12 protein-coding genes, 3 pseudogenes and 1 riboswitch are annotated in these 19,824 nt (G+C 40.1%); of the genes and pseudogenes, 5 read left to right on the forward strand and 10 right to left on the reverse strand.

Annotated features, from left to right (window positions below; translation table 11 throughout):
- Nucleotides 1–2: 2 nt before the first annotated feature.
- The 4 genes and pseudogenes from N1I86_RS02700 to cyoE form a co-directional block, all read right to left on the reverse strand.
- Nucleotides 3–632 (reverse strand): cytochrome (ubi)quinol oxidase subunit III, encoded by a 630-nt coding sequence (locus N1I86_RS02700; RefSeq protein WP_003354444.1) that lies wholly within the window; start codon nt 630–632, stop codon nt 3–5.
- A pseudogene (locus N1I86_RS16675) lies at nt 632–2,439 on the reverse strand (cbb3-type cytochrome c oxidase subunit I). Before N1I86_RS16675 ends, N1I86_RS02700 begins: the two are co-directional and overlap by 1 nt.
- 92 nt (nt 2,440–2,531) lie before the next feature.
- Entirely contained in the window at nt 2,532–3,611 is a 1,080-nt protein-coding gene (gene coxB, locus N1I86_RS02715) for a cytochrome c oxidase subunit II (RefSeq protein ID WP_341094834.1), read from the reverse strand.
- A 102-nt stretch (nt 3,612–3,713) separates the two neighbouring features.
- The gene (gene cyoE, locus N1I86_RS02720; RefSeq protein ID WP_003354441.1) at nt 3,714–4,625 is read right to left on the reverse strand and encodes a heme o synthase; all 912 of its coding nucleotides are present in this window, start codon (nt 4,623–4,625) and stop codon (nt 3,714–3,716) included.
- A 512-nt stretch (nt 4,626–5,137) separates the two neighbouring features.
- Here cyoE and N1I86_RS02725 point away from each other — a divergent pair.
- The gene (locus tag N1I86_RS02725; RefSeq protein WP_341094837.1) at nt 5,138–6,100 is read left to right on the forward strand and encodes a COX15/CtaA family protein; all 963 of its coding nucleotides are present in this window, start codon (nt 5,138–5,140) and stop codon (nt 6,098–6,100) included.
- A gap of 125 nt (nt 6,101–6,225) precedes the next feature.
- Here N1I86_RS02725 and pyc read toward each other — a convergent pair whose 3' ends face one another.
- The 3 genes from pyc to N1I86_RS02740 all read right to left on the reverse strand — a co-directional run bounded on the left by pyc (nt 6,226) and on the right by N1I86_RS02740 (nt 11,472).
- Nucleotides 6,226–9,663: a pyruvate carboxylase gene (gene pyc, locus N1I86_RS02730; RefSeq protein WP_341097236.1), complete on the reverse strand. Its 3,438-nt coding sequence runs from the start codon at nt 9,661–9,663 to the stop codon at nt 6,226–6,228.
- 254 nt (nt 9,664–9,917) lie between these two features.
- On the reverse strand, nt 9,918–11,069 hold the full coding sequence (locus N1I86_RS02735; RefSeq protein WP_003354437.1) for an FtsW/RodA/SpoVE family cell cycle protein: 1,152 nt from the start codon (nt 11,067–11,069) through the stop codon (nt 9,918–9,920).
- Nucleotides 11,070–11,190: 121 nt separating this feature from the next.
- On the reverse strand, nt 11,191–11,472 hold the full coding sequence (locus tag N1I86_RS02740; protein ID WP_003354435.1) for a YlaN family protein: 282 nt from the start codon (nt 11,470–11,472) through the stop codon (nt 11,191–11,193).
- A gap of 219 nt (nt 11,473–11,691) precedes the next feature.
- On the opposite strand from N1I86_RS02740, the gene N1I86_RS02745 reads away from it, so the two are divergent.
- The gene (locus N1I86_RS02745; RefSeq protein WP_341094839.1) at nt 11,692–12,192 is read left to right on the forward strand and encodes a peptidyl-prolyl cis-trans isomerase; all 501 of its coding nucleotides are present in this window, start codon (nt 11,692–11,694) and stop codon (nt 12,190–12,192) included.
- 306 nt (nt 12,193–12,498) lie between these two features.
- Here N1I86_RS02745 and N1I86_RS02750 read toward each other — a convergent pair whose 3' ends face one another.
- Complete coding sequence (locus tag N1I86_RS02750) at nt 12,499–13,827, reverse strand: PhoH family protein (RefSeq protein ID WP_040341485.1); 1,329 nt, start codon at nt 13,825–13,827, stop codon at nt 12,499–12,501.
- Nucleotides 13,828–14,234: 407 nt separating this feature from the next.
- Here N1I86_RS02750 and N1I86_RS02755 point away from each other — a divergent pair, with 407 nt between their 5' ends.
- The gene (locus N1I86_RS02755; RefSeq protein ID WP_341094841.1) at nt 14,235–14,846 is read left to right on the forward strand and encodes a YhcN/YlaJ family sporulation lipoprotein; all 612 of its coding nucleotides are present in this window, start codon (nt 14,235–14,237) and stop codon (nt 14,844–14,846) included.
- Between the two features lie 679 nt (nt 14,847–15,525).
- On the opposite strand, the pseudogene N1I86_RS02760 reads toward N1I86_RS02755, so the two are convergent.
- Nucleotides 15,526–16,728: pseudogene (locus N1I86_RS02760) on the reverse strand (transposase).
- 224 nt (nt 16,729–16,952) lie between these two features.
- Nucleotides 16,953–17,121, forward strand: a riboswitch (M-box (ykoK) riboswitch).
- Nucleotides 17,122–17,348: 227 nt separating this feature from the next.
- On the opposite strand from N1I86_RS02760, the gene N1I86_RS02765 reads away from it, so the two are divergent.
- Together N1I86_RS02765 and N1I86_RS02770 are read left to right on the forward strand one after the other, a co-directional pair.
- The gene (locus N1I86_RS02765; RefSeq protein ID WP_003354429.1) at nt 17,349–18,290 is read left to right on the forward strand and encodes a magnesium transporter CorA family protein; all 942 of its coding nucleotides are present in this window, start codon (nt 17,349–17,351) and stop codon (nt 18,288–18,290) included.
- A 309-nt stretch (nt 18,291–18,599) separates the two neighbouring features.
- Nucleotides 18,600–18,800, forward strand: coding sequence for a YlaI family protein (locus N1I86_RS02770; protein ID WP_081473078.1), 201 nt, complete (start codon nt 18,600–18,602; stop codon nt 18,798–18,800).
- Nucleotides 18,801–19,164: 364 nt separating this feature from the next.
- Here N1I86_RS02770 and N1I86_RS16680 read toward each other — a convergent pair.
- A pseudogene (locus N1I86_RS16680) lies at nt 19,165–19,494 on the reverse strand (group II intron reverse transcriptase/maturase); the annotation flags it as partial.
- Nucleotides 19,495–19,824: the final 330 nt, after the last annotated feature.

Below are 19,824 nucleotides of genomic sequence, written 5' to 3' on the forward strand. Positions count from 1 at the left end.
ATTCATCCCACCTTTCCCATCAAATATACGACAGTAAAGATAAACACCCACACGACGTCAATAAAATGCCAATACAAGCTGGCTACATAAAATTTCGGTGCATTGTAAAGAGTTAAGCCGCGTTTCGCATTGCGAATCATTAATGTCAAAATCCATAACAATCCAAAAGTAACATGGGCTCCGTGAAATCCGGTCAATGTATAAAAAGCCGAACCGAACGCACTGCTGGTAAAAGTATGATGAAATTCATGAACATAATGATTAAATTCATAAATTTCCGCTACCAAGAAGCCTATTCCAAGAAGTACAGTGATGAACAGCCAAGCCTGCATGCGCTTAAAATTGTAATTCCTCATATGGTAAATGGCATAGACGCTGGTAAGGGAACTTGTTAAAAGAAGCATCGTCATCGTAAATACGAGCGGCAATTCAAATAATTCTTTTGCATGCGCTTGATTAGGATTTGGAACTTTATCTTTTAAAGCGATATATGTTGCAAAAAGGGAGGCAAACATGACGGTCTCGCCTCCAAGAAACAACCAAAAGCCAAGAAATTTATTTTTCCCTTCAATGGTCGCTTTTTCAGGCAATTCGGGCCATGTTTGCGGCGTAAACTTTTGTTCCGCTTCCATTATGCCTTAACCCCCTTTTCCGAATCTTCCAACAATTCTTCTTTGTGAATATGGTAGCCATGATCGTCCTTCACGGAACGGATCAACATGGAACCGAATGTGATGGCCAAGCCAACGAACAACACTGGAATTCCCAACGGTGAATCAGCATGATACATTACGCCGAAAGAAGCAACAAATAAACCAAAAGCGATGAAGAACGGAAGTATGGATGAATTCGGCATATGAATATCACCGATCGGTTCAGCGGGCGTCAGTTCATTGCGCCCTTCCATTTTTTCCAGCCAATAAGCATCCAATCCACGAATCAGTGGTGTTTGTTTAAAATTATAATATGGCGCCGGCGAAGAAACGGCCCATTCAATTGTCCGTCCATCTCCCCACGGATCATTGCCGACTCTCTCTCCTTTGGCTGTGGAAGCGATGATGTTGAACAGTAAGATGAAAACGGCAATTCCCATCAAACCGGCCCCAATTGAGCTGACCAAGTTTGGGGTATCAAAGCCCTGATTAGGCAAATATGTCCATACTCGGCGCGGCATTCCCATTAAACCAAGGAAATGCTGAATAAAGAAAGTAAGATGGAAACCGATAAAAAAGAGAACAAATGTAATTTTTCCAAGAGTCTCATTTAACATTTTGCCAAATATTTTAGGCCAGTAAAAGTGAACAGCGGCCAACAAGGCAAATACAACGCCACCGACAATGACATAATGAAAATGCGCGACAATAAAGTAGGAATCGTGATATTGATAATCAGCCGGTGCAGCGGCTTGCATAACACCTGTAACCCCGCCAATGACAAATGAAGGAATAAATGCAATCGCATACAACATAGGAGTCGAAAAACGGATATTCCCCCCCACATTGTCAAAAGCCAGTTAAATATTTTGATTCCTGTCGGAACAGCAATCGCCATAGTGGCAACGGCAAAAATCGCGTTAGCAATCGGACCCAGCCCAACCGTAAACATGTGGTGAGCCCACACCATGAACCCCAAGAAACCGATTAAAACGACTGCAAATACCATTGACGAATAGCCAAAAAGCCGTTTCCTCGAAAAAGTGGCAAATATTTCTGAAAATATACCAAAGGACGGCAATATTAAAATATATACTTCAGGATGTCCGAAAATCCAAAAAAGATGTTCCCAAATAATCGTATTTCCACCGCCTGCAACATCAAAGAAATTAGTTCCAAACAAGCGGTCAAACATCAATAAAAAGATACCCACGGTTAAAGGCGGAAAGGCGAATAATATTAGAGCAGAGGCAACAAACGTAGTCCATGTAAACAGCGGCATTCTCATGTAGGTCATTCCGGGTGCCCGCATATTAATGATGGTGGCAAGAAAGTTTATTCCAGAAATCAATGTACCAAATCCTGATACTTGCAAACCAAGAACATAGAAATCAATGCCATGGCCTTTTGACGCAAGAGAAAGCGAAGCGTAAGAAGTCCATCCAGCATCAGGCGTTCCTCCTAAAAACCACGATAGGTTTAAAAAAAGTCCTCCAAAAAAGAACAGCCAAAATCCCAATGCGTTGAGAAATGGGAAAGCCACGTCACGAGCCCCAATTTGAAGCGGCACCACTGCATTCATAAAAGCAAATAACAGCGGCATGGCAGCCAGGAAAATCATCGTTGTGCCGTGCATAGTAAATATTTGATTGTATGTTCCAGCACTGACGAAATCGTTATTCGGCACAGCAAGTTGAATGCGGATGAGAAGGGCTTCTACACCACCTATCAGAAAGAATAGTCCGCCGGCAATCAAGTATAGAATAGCAATCTTTTTATGATCCACTGTCGTTAAATAATCCCAAAGAGTAGCACCGAAACCTTTTTTCTTGGCAGCTATTGTACTCAAAGATTAACCCTCCTTTTTTGATAACCCATTTAATCTTGCACTTTAAGCGTCATTAAGTATGTCGCCAGCTTGTCAATTTGATCTTCTGTTAATTGTCCATACGCACCCGTCATTTTATTTCCGGGTTTGTATTTTTCGGGATCACGTATCCAATTTTTCAACTCTTCTTTGTTGTGATCAAGGACTCCGGCAATACGAGAGCGCTCTCCAAAATTGGCGAGATTCGGAGCAGTTCGGGCTTGCTCAGGCCGATTGTCCTGTGGCGTGACCGCGTGACAGCTGAGGCATTTTTGTTTAAAAATCTCTTGACCTTGTGCAGCGACTGGATCAGAAGGGGTTGTCACTTTAGCTGCCTGCATATCTTTGACCCATTGATTAAATTCATCCTTAGGAATAGCCTTCACTTTGAAATCCATTAAAGCATGGGAAGGTCCGCAAAGTTCAGCACACTTTCCATAAAAGAGGTTTCCTGCTTCTTTTGCTTTCTTACCATCAAACTCCAGCCAGAACGTATTGACATTGTCGACATTCGCATCCATTTTTCCGCCAGCAGCCGGCACCCAAAATGAATGCTTTACGTCGCTGGCTTTCACGCGAAAATACACTTTTTCATCAGTAGGAACGACCAAGTCTTGGCTTGTAATAATCTTTTGATTCGGGTACTCAAATTCCCACCAATATAGATTGGCTCGCACATTGACGACCACCGCTTTTGGGTTCCCTTTTCCATCCTTATCATTTAAATCTTTATTATCGGCCAATTTAAAAGTAGCGGAAACCGTCGGCACGGCCAAAATCAAAAGAAGAATGATCGGAATAATCGTCCAAAGCAGTTCGAGTTTATGGCTCCCCTCCACCTGCTTCGGAATTTTGTCTTCATCCCCTTTTTTTCTTCGAAAGCGAAAAATGGCCACTACATAAACCACTACAACAACTAAAATAACCAATACCATAATGGCAGTGCTCAAAATCATCAAATCAAATTGCGTTTGAGCAACTTCGCCAGCTGGATCCAGAGCTGATAGAAACGGCTCCCCACAGCCGGAAAGTATCAGCCCCAAAACAGCTAAAACAGCAAACAGACGCCATTTTTTTAGCCTTGCTTTCATAGCCTCATCATACCCCTCTTTCATTGGATTCTAGTCAAGTTGACTAGTCCTCTATTTGGATTTCTTCGTGAAAAGAAAGAACTCCCAACCCCTTAGTTCGTCTTACACGACAGTCACAATCACCATCGTTACAAACAAAATCGTTAAATAATTCAAGGAATAGATGAACATGATACGTGCCCATTTCAAACTGTCTTTCATTTTATATCCATAAATGCCAAGAATTAACCATCCCAAGTTTAATATAGTGGCAAAAATTACAAAAAAATGACCTAATGACGTCATGAAGAATGGCAGAGGCAACAAGGCCGCAACCCACAAAACAATATGACGCTTCGTTACGTCAAATCCCTTTACAACAGGAAGCATCGGTATACCGGCAGCACGGTATTCTTCGCAGCGCTTCATAGCCAAAGCATAAAAATGAGGGGGCTGCCAAATGAACATAACGACAAATAACATAAAGGCAATCAAATTCATATGGGGATCAACAGCGGTCCATCCGATTAACGGCGGAATCGCTCCTGAAATGCTGCCTACAACCGTATTGCTGACAAAACGTCTTTTCGTCCAGAGTGTATATAAAACAACATAGCTAAATACGCCGATGATTCCCAGCACTCCAGCAGTAAACGTTGTCATAAAAAGGCTAATCGTTCCCAAAATAATAAAAGCAAAGCTCATGACCAAGACTTTTCCACTGCTGATTTTACCCGTGACGGTTGGACGTGATTTCGTTCTTTCCATGAACGGATCGATATCACGATCAATATAATTGTTCAAACTTGCCGCCCCGGCAATGACCAAGGAAGTTCCTAACATCGTAAAAAAGATGGTATCGAGCTGGGTCAAAAAATGGATGTTATTGAAGTGGAACGCCAGCCACATTCCGGTAAACGTTGTAATTAAATTGGAATTTACAATGCCGATTTTGATCAACGCCATGAAATCCTTCAAGGCAGTTGTTTCAGGAGCAGTTTTTTCTGTCGTGGTAATGGCTCGAGTATTAGACACCGATTTTTCCTCCTTGTCAAAGAACAAAAATGTTCTTATTTTTTAATATAAATGATTATAGATGTTATTTCTAGCCATTCTTCTAAAATTTTGGAAATTCTCTTTCAAAATAGGTCGATCTCATTATGACTCCCACCCTAATAAATGATAAAAAGCCGTCAATATAATATTAAAACACAACGGTCAATCTTTTGTGAACAAATTATGAACTAAATATGGCTAATTTGTTACTACTACATCTAAAACATTTTCATCTTTCAAAATTTATAAGAAAATAGTAATGATTACAATGATAGATAATAAAGATCGGGGATGGTGGATTTCAAACAATATAATAGCTATACCTCTTGATCCATCATGATGCGAAAATGCGAAAATTTTCACATGATTTTTGGTCAAAAAAGTTTGATAGTTTCCTTAATCATTGTTTTTTCTTTCATTGTTCTGTATGATCGTTACAGTGATAAACATCAAAACAACATTTTAATACTGTTTTAAGAAGGTGAATAACATTGCATCGAGGATTAAAATGGTTGGCTGTTCTTTCTTCGCTCGGTATGCTTTTCGTGTTAATAGGAGGAGCTCTGGTAACCAAAACAAATTCCGGAATGGGATGCGGCCATTCGTGGCCATTGTGTAAAGGCCAAGTGATACCCGATCACATTACGGTTGCCACAGTGATAGAATTGGCTCATAGATTTGTTACTGGTGGAGTCTCAATCTTTGTAGTGGCTTTATCGATTTGGTCTTGGATCGCCATCGGCCATGTGAAAGAAACAAAATTTTTAGTTATAATGTCCGTTTTGTTCTTAGTGCTGCAGGCATTAATTGGTGCCGCCGCCGTCGTTTGGGGACAGTCTTCTTTCGTTCTCGCACTCCATTTCGGTATTTCATTAATCTCTTTTGCAGCCATATTTTTGCTGACATTATTGATATTTGAAGTAGATAAAAAGTTTGATGCCGCTACTTTGACAATCAGCAAAAAAATGAAGTGGAATATTATCGGAGTGACCATATACAGCTACATCGTTGTGTACACTGGAGCGCTTGTCCGGCACACAAACGCCAGTCTTATTTGCAAAGATTGGCCTTTATGCGTGAATTCGCAACCCGCACTTCCTGCCAACATGCACGAATGGATACAAATGGGGCATCGTCTCGCAGCTGCTGCCTTCTTCGTGTGGATTGCTTATATTGCGTATATCGCAGTAAAACATTATAAGAATCAGCGGGTGATTTATTGGGGTTCGATCATTGCGTTAAGTTTGATGATCTTACAAGTGTTTACTGGCGCTTTAAGTATTTATACCCGTTTAAATCTCTATATTGCACTCTTGCATGCCTTATTTATTTCTTGTTTATTTGCTCTTTTATGTTACTTAGTATTGTTAGTATTAAGAAGCAACGTGAAAGAACCGGGTATGTCACCGGCAAAAGAAAAAATGTCCACTACTCGTCCAACAACTATTTCATAATGAAACGACATAAAAAAGGCGGCAAACCATTTCGTTTGCCGCCTTTTTGTCATGGATGAATCATTCAAAAAAGAAACACACCCATTTTCCTTAAGATTTAAAATGTTTCGCTGTTTTTTTATTTCTTATTTTTGCAGCTCAATCAGTAAATCACCTGTTGAAATGGCATCGCCGCTTTTTACATAAATATCTTTCACAACGCCGGAAAAAGGAGCTTGAACAGTCGTTTCCATTTTCATTGCTTCCGTGATCATTAAATGGTCGCCTTTTTTAACTTTTTCTCCTTTCGAAACAATAACTTTCATCACCGTACCCGGCATCGTTGCAGCGATATGGTTTTTATTTTTCAAGTCTGCTTTTACTCTTGTAGCGACTGTTGATTTAATGCTTTCATCTTTGATGACCACTTCACGAGGCTGGCCATTCAATTCAAAATAGACAATTCTTGTGCCGTCGGCTTGGGCTTGACCGATGGATACCAGCTTGACAATCAACGTTTTACCTCTTTCAATTTCTACTTCAATTTCTTCTCCTAATCTCATACCGTAAAGGAAAGTCGGTGTATCGAGAACAGATAGATCGCCATATTTTTCCACAGCTTGAATATAGTCCAAAAATACTTTTGGATATAATGCGTAGGCTATCACTTCATGAGCGGTTACTTGACGTCCAAGTTCATGGATTAGTTCATCCCTTAAAGCTTTGAAATCGACGCTTTCGAGCAATTCACCAGGTCTGACGGTAATGGGTTCTTTCTCTTTTAAGATGACTTTTTGCAGTTTTTCAGGAAATCCTCCATATGGCTGTCCGAGATATCCTTGGAAAAATTCAACAACAGAATCAGGGAAATCAATCGTTTCACCCTTTTCCAACACATCTTCTTCCGAAAGATCATTTTGCACCATAAATAAGGCCATATCTCCTACTACTTTCGAAGAAGGGGTCACTTTCACAATATCGCCAAACATCATATTAACCCGATGGTACATTTCTTTCACTTCATCCCAGCGATCTCCAAGACCAACTGCTTTTGCTTGTTGTTGAAGGTTGCTGTACTGGCCTCCGGGCATTTCGTGCTGGTAAACTTCTGTATGCGGCGCCACCATGCCGCTTTCGAAGTCTTTATAATATTTGCGTACATCTTCCCAATATCGGGAAAGTTGTTCAAGCCCTTCCACATCCACAATGGGTTCTCTTTCCGTCCCTTTTAGCGCATAGTATAAGGTATTCGCGCTTGGCTGTGATGTCAAACCAGCCATAGAACTGAGCGCTACATCCACAATATCGACTCCTGCTTCTGTTGCCTTGGCGTACATATAAATGCCGTTTCCGCTCGTATCATGCGTATGCAAATGGATGGGAATATCCACCGTTTCCTTCAATTCAGAAATTAATCTGTAAGCGGATTGCGGTTTCAATAAGCCGGCCATATCTTTAATGCCGAGAATGTGAGCGCCTTGATTTTCAAGCTCTTTAGCAAGATTTTTGTAATATTGAATATCGTACTTCGTTCGAGTCGGATCATCTATATCCCCCGTATAACATATGGCTGCTTCCGCAATTTTCCCGGATTGTCGAACCGCATCAATGGCTACTTCCATCCCTTTAACCCAGTTGAGGCTATCAAAAATTCGGAAAACATCAATTCCTGCATCTGCAGATTTTGCTACAAATTCGCGAATGACATTGTCAGGATAATTTTTATAACCGACTGCATTCGATGCTCTTAACAGCATTTGAAATAAAATATTGGGAATTTCTTTTCTCAATTGCAGCAATCGATCCCACGGGTCTTCTTTCAAAAACCGATAGGCGACATCAAAGGTAGCTCCTCCCCACATTTCCAATGAAAACAAATTAGGGAGCAGTCGTGCTGTTGGTTCGGCAATGCGAACGAGGTCATTCGTTCTTACCCGAGTTGCCAAAAGCGATTGATGAGCATCGCGGAAAGTGGTATCTGTCAACAACAAATTCTTTTGATTTTTCACCCATTTGACAAGTCCGTCCGGCCCTTCTTTGTCCAGAATTTGTTTTGTTCCTGACTGTATTTCCTCGTAATGCTTAATTTTAGGGATCCGAGGTTTGTCAAATACCGGTTTTTTCTTTTTTTCAATGCCCGGGAATCCGTTGACGGTGATCGTTCCGATGTAGTTTAACATTTTGGTGCCGCGGTCTTTTCTTTTTGGAAAAATAAATAATTCAGGTGTTGTATCTAAAAAAGACGTGTCGTAATTTCCCGACAGAAACTTTTCGTGTTTCATGACATTTTCCAAAAATGGAATATTTGTTTTGATTCCGCGAATTCTGAATTCTTGGAGGTTTCGAACCATTTTTGCGGCCGCTTGCTCAAACGTTAGCGCCCAAGTAGACACTTTCACTAATAGCGAGTCGTAATAAGGTGTAATGACTGCTCCTTGAAATCCATTTCCTGCATCTAATCGTACTCCAAATCCTCCGCCGGAACGATAAGCCATGATTTTTCCTGTATCCGGCATAAAATTGTTCGTTGGATCTTCTGTTGTCACACGTGATTGAATGGCATATCCGTTAAGATGAATGTTTTCTTGTTTTGGAATCCCTATTTTTTCACTATGTAACGAGTACCCTTTCGCAATCATAATTTGGGTTTGTACAATATCGATGCCAGTGATCAGTTCTGTGATGGTATGTTCTACTTGAATGCGCGGGTTTACTTCAATAAAGTAAAAATTTTCACCCGAAACTAAAAACTCGACCGTACCTGCGTTTTCGTATTGAACGTTTTTCATTAATTGAACAGCTGCTTCACAAATTTTTTCGCGAAGTTCATCCGATAAAGAAACGCAAGGAGCCACTTCGACTACTTTCTGATGCCGGCGCTGTACGGAGCAATCGCGTTCATACAGATGAATGATATTTCCTTCTTTATCTCTAAGAATTTGGACTTCGATATGTTTCGGATTTTGGACAAATTTTTCAACATAGACTTCACTGCTGCCAAATGCGGCTTTCGCTTCCGACGCAGCTCGTTCGTAAGCTTCTTTCACTTCTTCACTGCTATGAACAATTCGCATACCGCGTCCGCCACCGCCCAATGCTGCTTTAATGATGATCGGGTAACCATATTTTTCCCCAAACGCTTCAATCTCTTCATAACCGGAAACTGGGCCATCGCTTCCTGGAATAACAGGAATTCCTGCTCGCTGCGCTTGTTTTCTGGCTTTAACTTTGTCTCCAAACATATCCAAATGTTCGGTCCGCGGACCTATGAAAATAATTCCCTCTTCTTCGCATCTTCTTGCAAATTCAATATTTTCAGACAAAAAACCGTAGCCTGGATGAATGGCATCCACTTCTGCGTTCTTCGCAATTTCAAGTATCCCTTCTATATCTAAATAAGCGTCTATCGGCTTTTTTCCTTCACCGACTAAATAAGCTTCATCCGCTTTATAACGATGGTAAGAACCGGAATCTTCTTTTGAATAGATAGCCACCGTTCGAATATTTAATTCTGTGCATGCCCGAAATACGCGAATGGCAATTTCACCCCTATTGGCCACAAGCACTTTCTCGATCTTTTTCATCATTTCTCTCCCCCAATGCAATCAAAATGTTTATATATATTGGCTTAAGGAACCTGCAACAAAATGGCTGATCGGTTTTGGCAAGAATCTCCATGGCCAGAACCATACAACCATTTTGCCGAATTTGGCTTATTATTGCCCTGCACTAATGAAAGGATCGATCACCCCCTATTCTTTTGTGCAGGACAACCTTTTCTATGTAACAAAAGGCACGTGAACCGCTTTCACGCGTAATAAGCCACATTATTCTAGCCTTATTTCTTAAAGTGTTTCTCATAATAGTTAAACATGGAAATATTGACCAATATACCCATCGATAGGGCCAGCAAAATGAGGGAGGAGCCTCCATAGCTGATAAAAGGAAGGGGTACCCCAGTAATGGGAATCAATCCTAAAATACCACCGAGATTAATAAAAGATTGAATGGCAATCATGCTGGAAATGCCAACTGCCAACATGGAACCAAAAGGGTCCTGGCACTGTATGCCAGTATAAATTCCTCTCAATACCAGAAAGGCAATCCCTCCCAATACAATCACTACTCCAACAAGCCCTAATTCTTCAGCGATAACCGCCATTATAAAATCGGTATGGGGCTCCGGCAAATAACCTAATTTTTGAACACTTTGTCCCAAACCAAGCCCCTTAATTCCTCCCGATCCGATAGCCAAATAAGAGTTAACTAATTGGTACCCTTGGTCACTTTTCTGTTTAAACGGATCTAGAAAACCTTCCACACGCCCCATTTTTACAGGAGTAAAAATCTTGTCTTTTTTCAACAAAACAACAGGTGATAAAAGAAGGCTAATCACCAGACCCAGAAGGATCAATTTACCGATATTCTTAAATTTCATTCCTGACGTCAAAATGACCGTTGCGCCGATCATAAAGATAATGAATGCCGTTCCAAAGTCAGGCTGTAAAGCAATCAACAAGCAAATAAAGATCAATAATATAATTGGTGGTATGACACCCTTGTCAAAAGAGTTGATGTATTTCTGCTTTTTGGCATATACAGCTGACATATAGATAATGACAGCAAGCTTGGCAAACTCAGCGGGCTGAAGGCTGTTTGACCCCACTCGAAACCAGCTTTGCGCGTTATTGGAAACATGCCCGAAAAAAAATATAAGGATAAGCCCCGCTGTAATGGTGGCAATCATAGAGAATAAAAACTTGCTATTTTTTAAGGCTTTATAAGGAAAAAAAGCCATAATAGCAAACAGCAGAAAAGCAACCATAATATGCAATTTTTGTTTGGAATAAAAGTAGTCGCTTGGAACGCCATACCGTTGGACTGCAGTGACAGAACTAGCGCTGTAAACCATCACCAATCCAAACAGGCTAAGTATGATATAAACTATTATTAAGCTGTAATCAAAAGATTTCAAGATTTTCTTAAACATACTACTCTTCCATTCTATTATGTATTGTTCACAAATTCGACATGATATTGAAATTTCCTGCTTGTATCTACAAAAAAACTCAAACAAATACACTGCGTAATGTTTGAGTTCTTACTCATGTTTATTCCTTTGAGATCGCTTCATGAATGGCAGACAGCTCTTTTTCCAAAGAATCAAGCAGCTTTTTGCCATCTGCTTCATTCACCAATCCTAATCGAACTGCAAAATCTATTTCACGGGATAAGCCAAACATTTGAGTATCCAACACTTCCTCATAAAGAGGGCATTGGGGCATCGTTAAGTTTTCCATTTGTACTTTTATTAAACGCAAAATTTTTTCTGCGTCTGCTTTCAAAAGTGAGTAGGCCTTTTCCCGGTGATCCAAAGTCGTTTCCGACGCCATTACAATCCCCCCGTTTCCGAGCGATTCATCACTTATTATGAAATTTTATCGTTAAAATTCGTTTTTTGCAAGGGAAAGGAAGGAGGATGCTCTTTTCCGGGATGTTCCAATGCTCCTATTTCTCTTTTCCCCTACTCTATAATAGGAGCTCTAAAAGAATGTGACAAGACTTCTTTGAAAGGATATACTTAAGTTGAAGAAGAAAAGGAGGAACATGGTATGAACACGATCATTCCCTTTAAAGGAAAAGTGAAATATCCGGTTACGATGGATGCCGGTGTATGGATTTTCGATGATCGACGCATTGATTTAAATACATATTTTGATCAAGAAGATCAGCAAACAGAAGAAACGGAAGAAGATTATACGAAGAAAGTGTCGAAATATTGGGAACGGGAAATTCGTGAAGGCGCCGTCTCTCCGCCTACTATTAAAACCGAAAAAAAATTTGAAAAGGAAAAATTATTAACGGGAACATTCGGTATCAAGCTGGCCCCATTTTTAAAAAATGCCGAACCGGAAAAAGATGCAACCACTTTGGTCATCGAAACAGCTGAAGGAGAAGAAGCTGTTCCTTTGGAAAAAGCTTATGACTTAATCCTTTGTTTTTCCAAAAACGGCAAGCCATTGCGGGAAGATGGTCCTGTACACATCTATTTTGGAGACGGTTCCAATAAGCAAAACCCGATCAAACATGTCAGAGCGCTTCGTGTAGAATAAACGGCTGTTCTTTTTCTCTGAAAAAAATTTTTCCAGTACAATCCGGCTGGACAGTAAAAGGGAACGATCCACGCCGATCCGTTTTGCTGTCCGTCCGCAGCACAGTACTCCGTTGCATGCCCATACACCTTTACAACGGCTGAAATTCTAGTATTTTTACAACAAATGAGCAGCGGCCTATGATAGCCGTCCTTTTCTAACATATGCCGCTGCTAAGCTTTTCCAACCGAAAGATGTTATTTTTTTCAAAACGTTTGGAGCTCGAAAGACAAAAGTCGCGGACGAAGAATGGATGGCGAACGCTTTTTATAAAATATCCGCCGCTAATTGTGCAAGGTCAGAGCGCTCTCCTTTCATTAATTTAATATGTCCGGCCACTTTTTGATCTTTAAATTTTTCAACAACATAGGTTAAACCATTGTTATATTCGTCTAAATAGGGGTGATCAATCTGGGCGGTATCCCCCATTAGAACTATTTTGCTTCGTTCTCCAACTCTCGTTAATATGGTTTTGGCTTCATGTTTGGTTAAATTTTGCGCTTCATCGATAATAATAAACTGTTCTGGAATACTTCTGCCTCTTATATACGTCAGTGCTTCTACTTCAATGGAGTTCATTCCTGCCAGAATATTGTCAATTTCCCCCGGTTTTTTGGTATTGAATAAAAATTCTAAATTATCGAATATCGACTGGGTCCACGGTCTTAGTTTTTCCTGTTTCTCGCCCGGCAAATAGCCGATATCTTTCCCCATAGGGACAATCGGTCTTGCAACGAGCATCTTTTTATACAAATCCATATCTTCTGTCTGCAATAATCCGGCAGCCAGCGCCAGCAACGTTTTCCCTGTTCCTGCTTTTCCCACTAGCGTGACGAGTGGAATATCTTGCCTTAGCAAAAGTTCCAATCCCATTATTTGCTGTACATTTCTAGGCCGAATTCCCCAAACCGGCTCTTGATTGTATTTAAGTTTCCTTACATGTTTTCCGTCTTCAGCCACTATGCCAATAGCCGATTGGGAACTTCCCAACGCATCTTTTAAGATGAGAAATTGATGTGGATAAAATGGATGCTGGGTTAATTCTGAAAGAGAGAGTTCGCCTTTTACATAAAATTGGTTTAAAGCTTCGTTGGAGATATAACACTCTAAAAACCCCGTATAAAGATCATTGAACTCAATCACTCTGTCATTCAGAAAATCTTCTGCCTGCAACCCGATCACATCAGCTTTTACACGGACTAAAATATCTTTGCTGACTAATATAACCGGGCGCCCATTTTCTTTTGCTGCCTCTTCAAGTGATAAATTTTTGGCTACGGCCAAAATTCGATTATCATTCGTTTTTTCCACAAAGATTTCTTGAAGTTGCTGAAACGAACGATGATTTAATTCAATTCTGAGCGTTCCGCGGTTTGGAAGGCGAATTTTTTCATGGAGCTTTCCAGATTGTCGTAACCCATCAATTAATTTCGATACTTGTCTTGCGTTTCTTCCAATTTCATCCATATTCCTTTTTTTCGAATCCAGTTCTTCGAGGACAACAGCCGGTATCACCACTTCATTGTCTTCAAATGAAAAAATGGCGTATGGATCTTGCAACAAGACATTGGTATCTAAAACATAAATTTTCCCCAAATCCATGCCTCCTGCTCCATTTTCTTGATACAGCTTTGATTGCCGCAAATTTCGCAACTGCAGTTTTCTGGCGGCTGCAGCTACAGAGTCGCAACATCCTCCTCTTTGACTTCAAACGACTGCAACAACGCGATTCATGAAGCTTCAACTCAAAACCTGATGTAGGCTTTAGCCGATTTTAAGATCGACATTCATATCCCTAATACGTAAAAAATTCAAGAATGTCGAGATAAAAACCCGCAAATTCAGTCGTTTTAGTTTGTTACTATTATATGAAGAATTTCTTGCTTCAGTTCAAAAAATTGGACTTCCTTTTCAAAAAATCACAGTCTTTTGAATAAAGTTGGAAGATCCCTGCAAAATAAAAACAGAACGAAAAAGATCAGAAAGATTTGAGGTGAAATCCATTGAAAACTTGGCTATTCCTTTTAGCCGTTTTATTATTGGCCTCTTGTTCCGGAAACAAAAATATAGCCGAAAACGAAAACCGTACGAATCCAAATCAAAATGCGCCACTCACGCAAGTGAAAAACAGCAATCCCCGTCCGCTGGACAGAGAAAGTGGGCAAAGAAAAGCGAATCACTTAGCTAAATTAGCGGACAGCGTACCAAATGTTGAAAACGCCCGAGCGGTTGTTCTCGGCCCCTATGCTGTTGTAGGAATAGATGTCAATCCTAATATTGACAGATCACAGGTTGGTTCCATCAAATATTCGGTAGCTGAAAGTTTAAAACACGATCCATACGGATCCAGAGCGGTTGTAATAGCGGATCCCGACATGAACGCTCGTCTAAAAGAAATCCAAACGGACATTCGAAACGGTCGACCGGTTCAAGGGATTATGGAGGAATTATCCGATATTGTCGGCAGAGTCATGCCTGAAATTCCGAATCAAATTGTGGAACAAAAAAACCCCGACCGGGCAACCGAACATCCAAAAAGGAATTTACCTGATCGACAGGACCACAAGTTGGAAAAAGAACAGCAAGATCAATCGAATCAAATGAAAAACCGCTGACACAAAGGAGAATGTTTTCATCCAAACGAATTCACATGATGACAGTCCATTTTTCCAAACATAGTTTAAACAAAGTTGAAAAGGGTCTCTATTCCAAACGAACACCGACCAAAGTGTCTTACTTTCCAAAAGAGACCTTCTCATCCATAACGAATACACTTTCTTTCATCAAATGAGATCACCGCATTCTAAGATGTAGATCTTTTTGACACATCATCAAACTAAATATAAACTAAAAATCGGCTCCTTCTTTTCTTCTTCCAAGGAGTTGATTTTTTTGCTGAAAAAAAGCACTTAAACATCGTTGAAGTGAAGTAAAGTCATACTTAAAACGGCTTCTTAATTGAATAAAACGTTTCGTTGACTCTATCTATTTAATTCCCTTTTCTTTTTAAAAATCCTCTTGAAAAAATAAGATTTCATTTTGAATACGATAACCCTCACGGACTTATTGTTCCATGACGCGTGCACCATTTTTCCTCGTGATGATCATGAATTTATATTGATCATAAAGAGATGCGACTCTATTTTTATTTGAGCATTTTGCAAAATTAGATTTTTTGGATAAAAGTATAAAAAATAAAGCACTCGACAAATAGCTACCAGCATGTTATTTTACAAAATATTACAATAATCTTGTTTTCGGGCATACCTACAGAATTTTTCACATTGAATTTTTTTAAGCGGCTTTCTTCCCTTTATTTTCCTTTGCCATCGCTAGCGCTGAAACAAGTAATACAATAGCGTTCAGGTAAATATGGGTCTTTACTTTTTCAATTCCCCATACATGTAGGGAGTTCGCCGTAAGGTAGCTTTTCATTCTTGAATTACAGCGTTCTACACTTGTCCTCTCGTTGTAAAGCTCTTTCCAACGTTTTGTATCACGGTGCGGATTGGAATATCGGCGCACATCCTTTTTGATGTCGACTTTTACCACCATTCCATAGTTGGAAGATGAACAGGCTGCCATTCCTAATGGGCAATCCACTTTGCCGGTTGCGTGAGGACATCTGAACTTGAGCTGGTCCTTATCAGCTCCCCAATAAGTCATTTCATAACCCATGGAACAACGCGGAGTTCCATTGGAAGAAATCCCTTCAGGAGGCTCTTTTTCGTTGCGCAAATTGAGCGGGATAATGGCTTGCGCTCCAATGTTTTTGGCTGATTCATAGTTTTTTAGTTGGTCATATCCGCCATCCATGATCAGAAATTCAATTTTGGATTTGGTACGCTCTGCCACTTGCTCTATTCATTCTGGTGCGACTTCTCCATCGTTCACATGGGCAGGGGTTACTTTTATGGCCATTGGCAGTTCGCTTGCGGTATCGACTGAAAGATGCATCTTATAGCCAAACCAGGTAATTTTATTGCCGAAGGAATCATATTTTGCGCCCCAATTGGCATTACCCGTTTGTTCACTACGCTTTTTGGGCTGTTTCTTTTCATAGGCATCAATGGCGGCACTGTCGATGGCCTGGTGGCTGCCGTCAATTATTCCTTCCTCCTGAGCTAACTGTACCAAGTCAAGGAAGATCTTTTCAGCCAGCTTTTTTTTGGTAAGTGCCGCAAAAACCCGGCTGAGAGTGGAGATAGACGGTGCGGGGCGATCAATCGATAAACCGCATTGATAACGGAAACGAAGGTCTTTATCCAATCGATGATGAAGGGCGGTAAAGGTGTCGATGCCTTCGAGTGGGGCAGCGATGAGAGCCCTTAGAATCCCTTCTCTGGAATGACCGTCAGCCCCTCGGGGTGAAGAACTTCTCAACTGTTTAGCATAAGGGCGTAAATCAAGCGAGCTAAAAAAGATAGGTAATTTCTCTTTTGACTCTAATTTTTGCAGTTCTTCAAAGGAAAATAGGCTTTCTTGTAGAATATACAAAGTGACTTCCTCCTTTTGAATTTTTGTGGTTTCGTCACTTCAAAAATTCTACATTTTAGGGGTGAAGTCCTTTTTTGTGTCTTTGAAATCCTTATGGCTCTTGGGTCAAAAAATATGCAAAATGCTCATTTATATAAAACTCGAAGCCATAAAATATTTGAACACTTTTAAATAAACATTCTTGACTTCTTGATAATTAGATTTATAATCGAAACAGATTAAATGAATTTCCTCGTTAGGCGAGGCTCCTATACAAACAAAAGCCACTGCCCAGAAACATCGAAAGATGCCATTGGGTAGAACAGGTTTGGTCGGATTAAGGCTTAACCCAATGTGGCTGAGAGCATGACTCTCTACGTTGTATAGTGCTAAAGCTAAACTAGGGGGAAAAAGGTTCTTGAACGTTCCCCCCTCATCTATTCGTGAGGGGGGTTCAATTATTTAAAAAGGAGTTGAGCTTTTATGGGTAGTCAAAATTCCAATGAACCGGACCCACCGAAAACCGAGGAAGCCATAAACCAGCCCCTCTATGTACGATTGATTACTCATAAAAGTTATCAATCCTTAAATTGGGATGGTTTCTGACTTCCTCAATCAAACTGAGGGAGGAAGAAAGCATTATGATGAATATTTATTACACAAGCGAACATGGAAACCTTATTGAAATAAACGAAATAAAAAATGGCTGTTGGATAAAATTAGTCTCTCCAACAGAGGAAGAAATTCAAAATGTCGTCCAAAGACTTGAAATTCCTTTGGATTTTATTAAGGATGCTTTGGATGAAGAAGAGAGATCCAGAATTGAAAAACATCGCAATCAATTGCTGATGATCATTGATATTCCGCTGAAGAGTTTCAATCATTCTAAACAGAAACCTTTTTATGAAACGATCCCAATGGGAATCATCGTCACGGAAAAATGTTTTGTAACGGTTTGTTTAAAAGAAAATTCCGTTTTCGATGATTTTATTCAAAACAAAGTAAAAGAATTTTATACTTACAAAAAGACAAGATTTTGTCTCCAAATGCTATATAAAATTTCCACTTATTATTTATTGTATTTAAAACAAATTAATAAAAAAACGGATTCAGTTGAAGCCGAATTGCATCAATCGATGAAAAACCAAGAATTATATACGTTGTTGGATTTGCAAAAAAGCCTAGTTTATTTCACCACTTCGTTAAAGTCCAATAATCTTGTTATGCAAAAATTGTTAAATGGGAATTTTTTAAAAATGTATGAGGACGACCAAGAACTTCTCGAAGATGTGATCATCGAGAATAAACAAGCGATTGAAATGGCGGAAACATACACTTCTATCCTTAGCGGAATGATGGACGCTTTCGCCTCTGTCATTTCGAACAATCTCAATATTGTGATGAAGTTTTTAACCTCCATCACCATTATCTTATCGTTGCCTACAATGGTAGCCAGCTTTTTTGGAATGAACGTCTCCATACCATTCCAGCATTATCCACATGCCTTTACAATTGCCATTATGATTTCCGCTTTTCTTTCTTGCTTTACGGCGATCATTTTTTGGAAAAAGCGATTCTTCTGAGGCGATCATAAGCAAGCATGTAAACTTTTTCGGAATTGAAAGTGTCGATCACGACAGCCTTTTATAAAAATTTTGGTTTATTTTAAAAGATCGGTATGAACGGATGTAGATTCAAAACAACGGTTTATTTATTTAAAGTGTTGGAAAAAGGGCTAAGTCTTCATTACAGCATGATCATAAGATAAAGCATCAGTGTCGACGTAAACATGGTGAGAAAAAGTGGTCGCAGACATCCACTCTTGGCCCTTACCTTTTACTTAAAAAAAATGTATACTTAAGAACAGTTGATTTGGTAATGAGGTGTTGAATTTGAGGGTAAAATGCATTTTATGCGACCGCGTTGACCATTTGGATGACGATTCTGTGTTAGCAAAACGGCTAAGGAACCGTCCGATCCACACCTATATGTGCCAAGAGTGTCATGATCGGATTACAGAACGAACAAAAGCAAGAATCGCCACCGGGAAATTCCGTTTATACCGATCAGGAAAAATGAGCAACCATTCATAGTCTATGAATGGCAATCGAGTGGCAATCGAGTAGGAGGAGGTGGTGAACCTCCGTCCTCTCACACCACCGTACGTACCGTTCGGTATACGGCGGTTCAATCAAATAAATGACGCTTTTCGCCATATTTACTGTACAGGCTTTTCAGCCCTTGGCTACTCCAATAAGAGTTGCCAAGGGTTTTGTGTAATATGGGACTTTTAGAGATTCTCCAATATGATTTCCTCGAATTTCCCCATTCATATGCTTTATATGGTTGAACTCCGAGTTGTATAAGTTTCTTTATTTTCGTTTTCGGCTTCAACCACTGTTTCCAGATAATCATTCGGAGCCTTCTTCTTATCCATTTATCAAGATTCTTATTGCGGCGGAATCCAAAGCTATTCTCTGAGAATCCCGGATCAAATATGGGTGTGAATGCTTGGTTTAAAGCCTGTTGAATGAAACGGTCTATCACAGTAGGGATACCTAGTTTCCGTTTACCGCCGTTCGGTTTCGGAATTTCGACTCGTCGGACTGGTTGCGGTTTGTAGGTTCCCTCCAGTAGAGACGTGCGGATTTCATGCCAATGTTCCATCATGTACGGTCTTAGTTCGGATACACTCATTCCGTCCACACCATGACTTCCTTTATTTCGTTCCACTCGGTGAAGTGCCTCTAGTAAGTTTTCACGTGATAAAACCTGTTCCATTCTCATAAATAGGACTCCTTGCGTGTGTTTTCTATTCTCTTCCATAGACCTAATATAAGCTCCTCCCTCTTGAAGTCCCTCGTGGGATTCACCACTACTCTCTTCAAGTAAGTCCGTTTCGGATTGTCTGTGTCATTGCTCCATTAGAATGTCCGAGTAGAAAACCCTCTTTGATTGTTCCGTCCTTCCAAATAAGGAGCGACCTTATTTGTACTATGACCTCTGCTGACTTCTGACGGTTCAGCTACTTATCACTAAGTAGGTTATGAAGAGTACTTCACATATCCGCCAGACCTCCCCGGGTAAGTACATGCACTTTCACACCATCTATCCGCC

The organism is Bacillus sp. FSL W8-0116 (assembly GCF_038003825.1).
GTDB lineage: Bacteria > Bacillota > Bacilli > Bacillales > DSM-4216 > Bacillus_O > Bacillus_O smithii.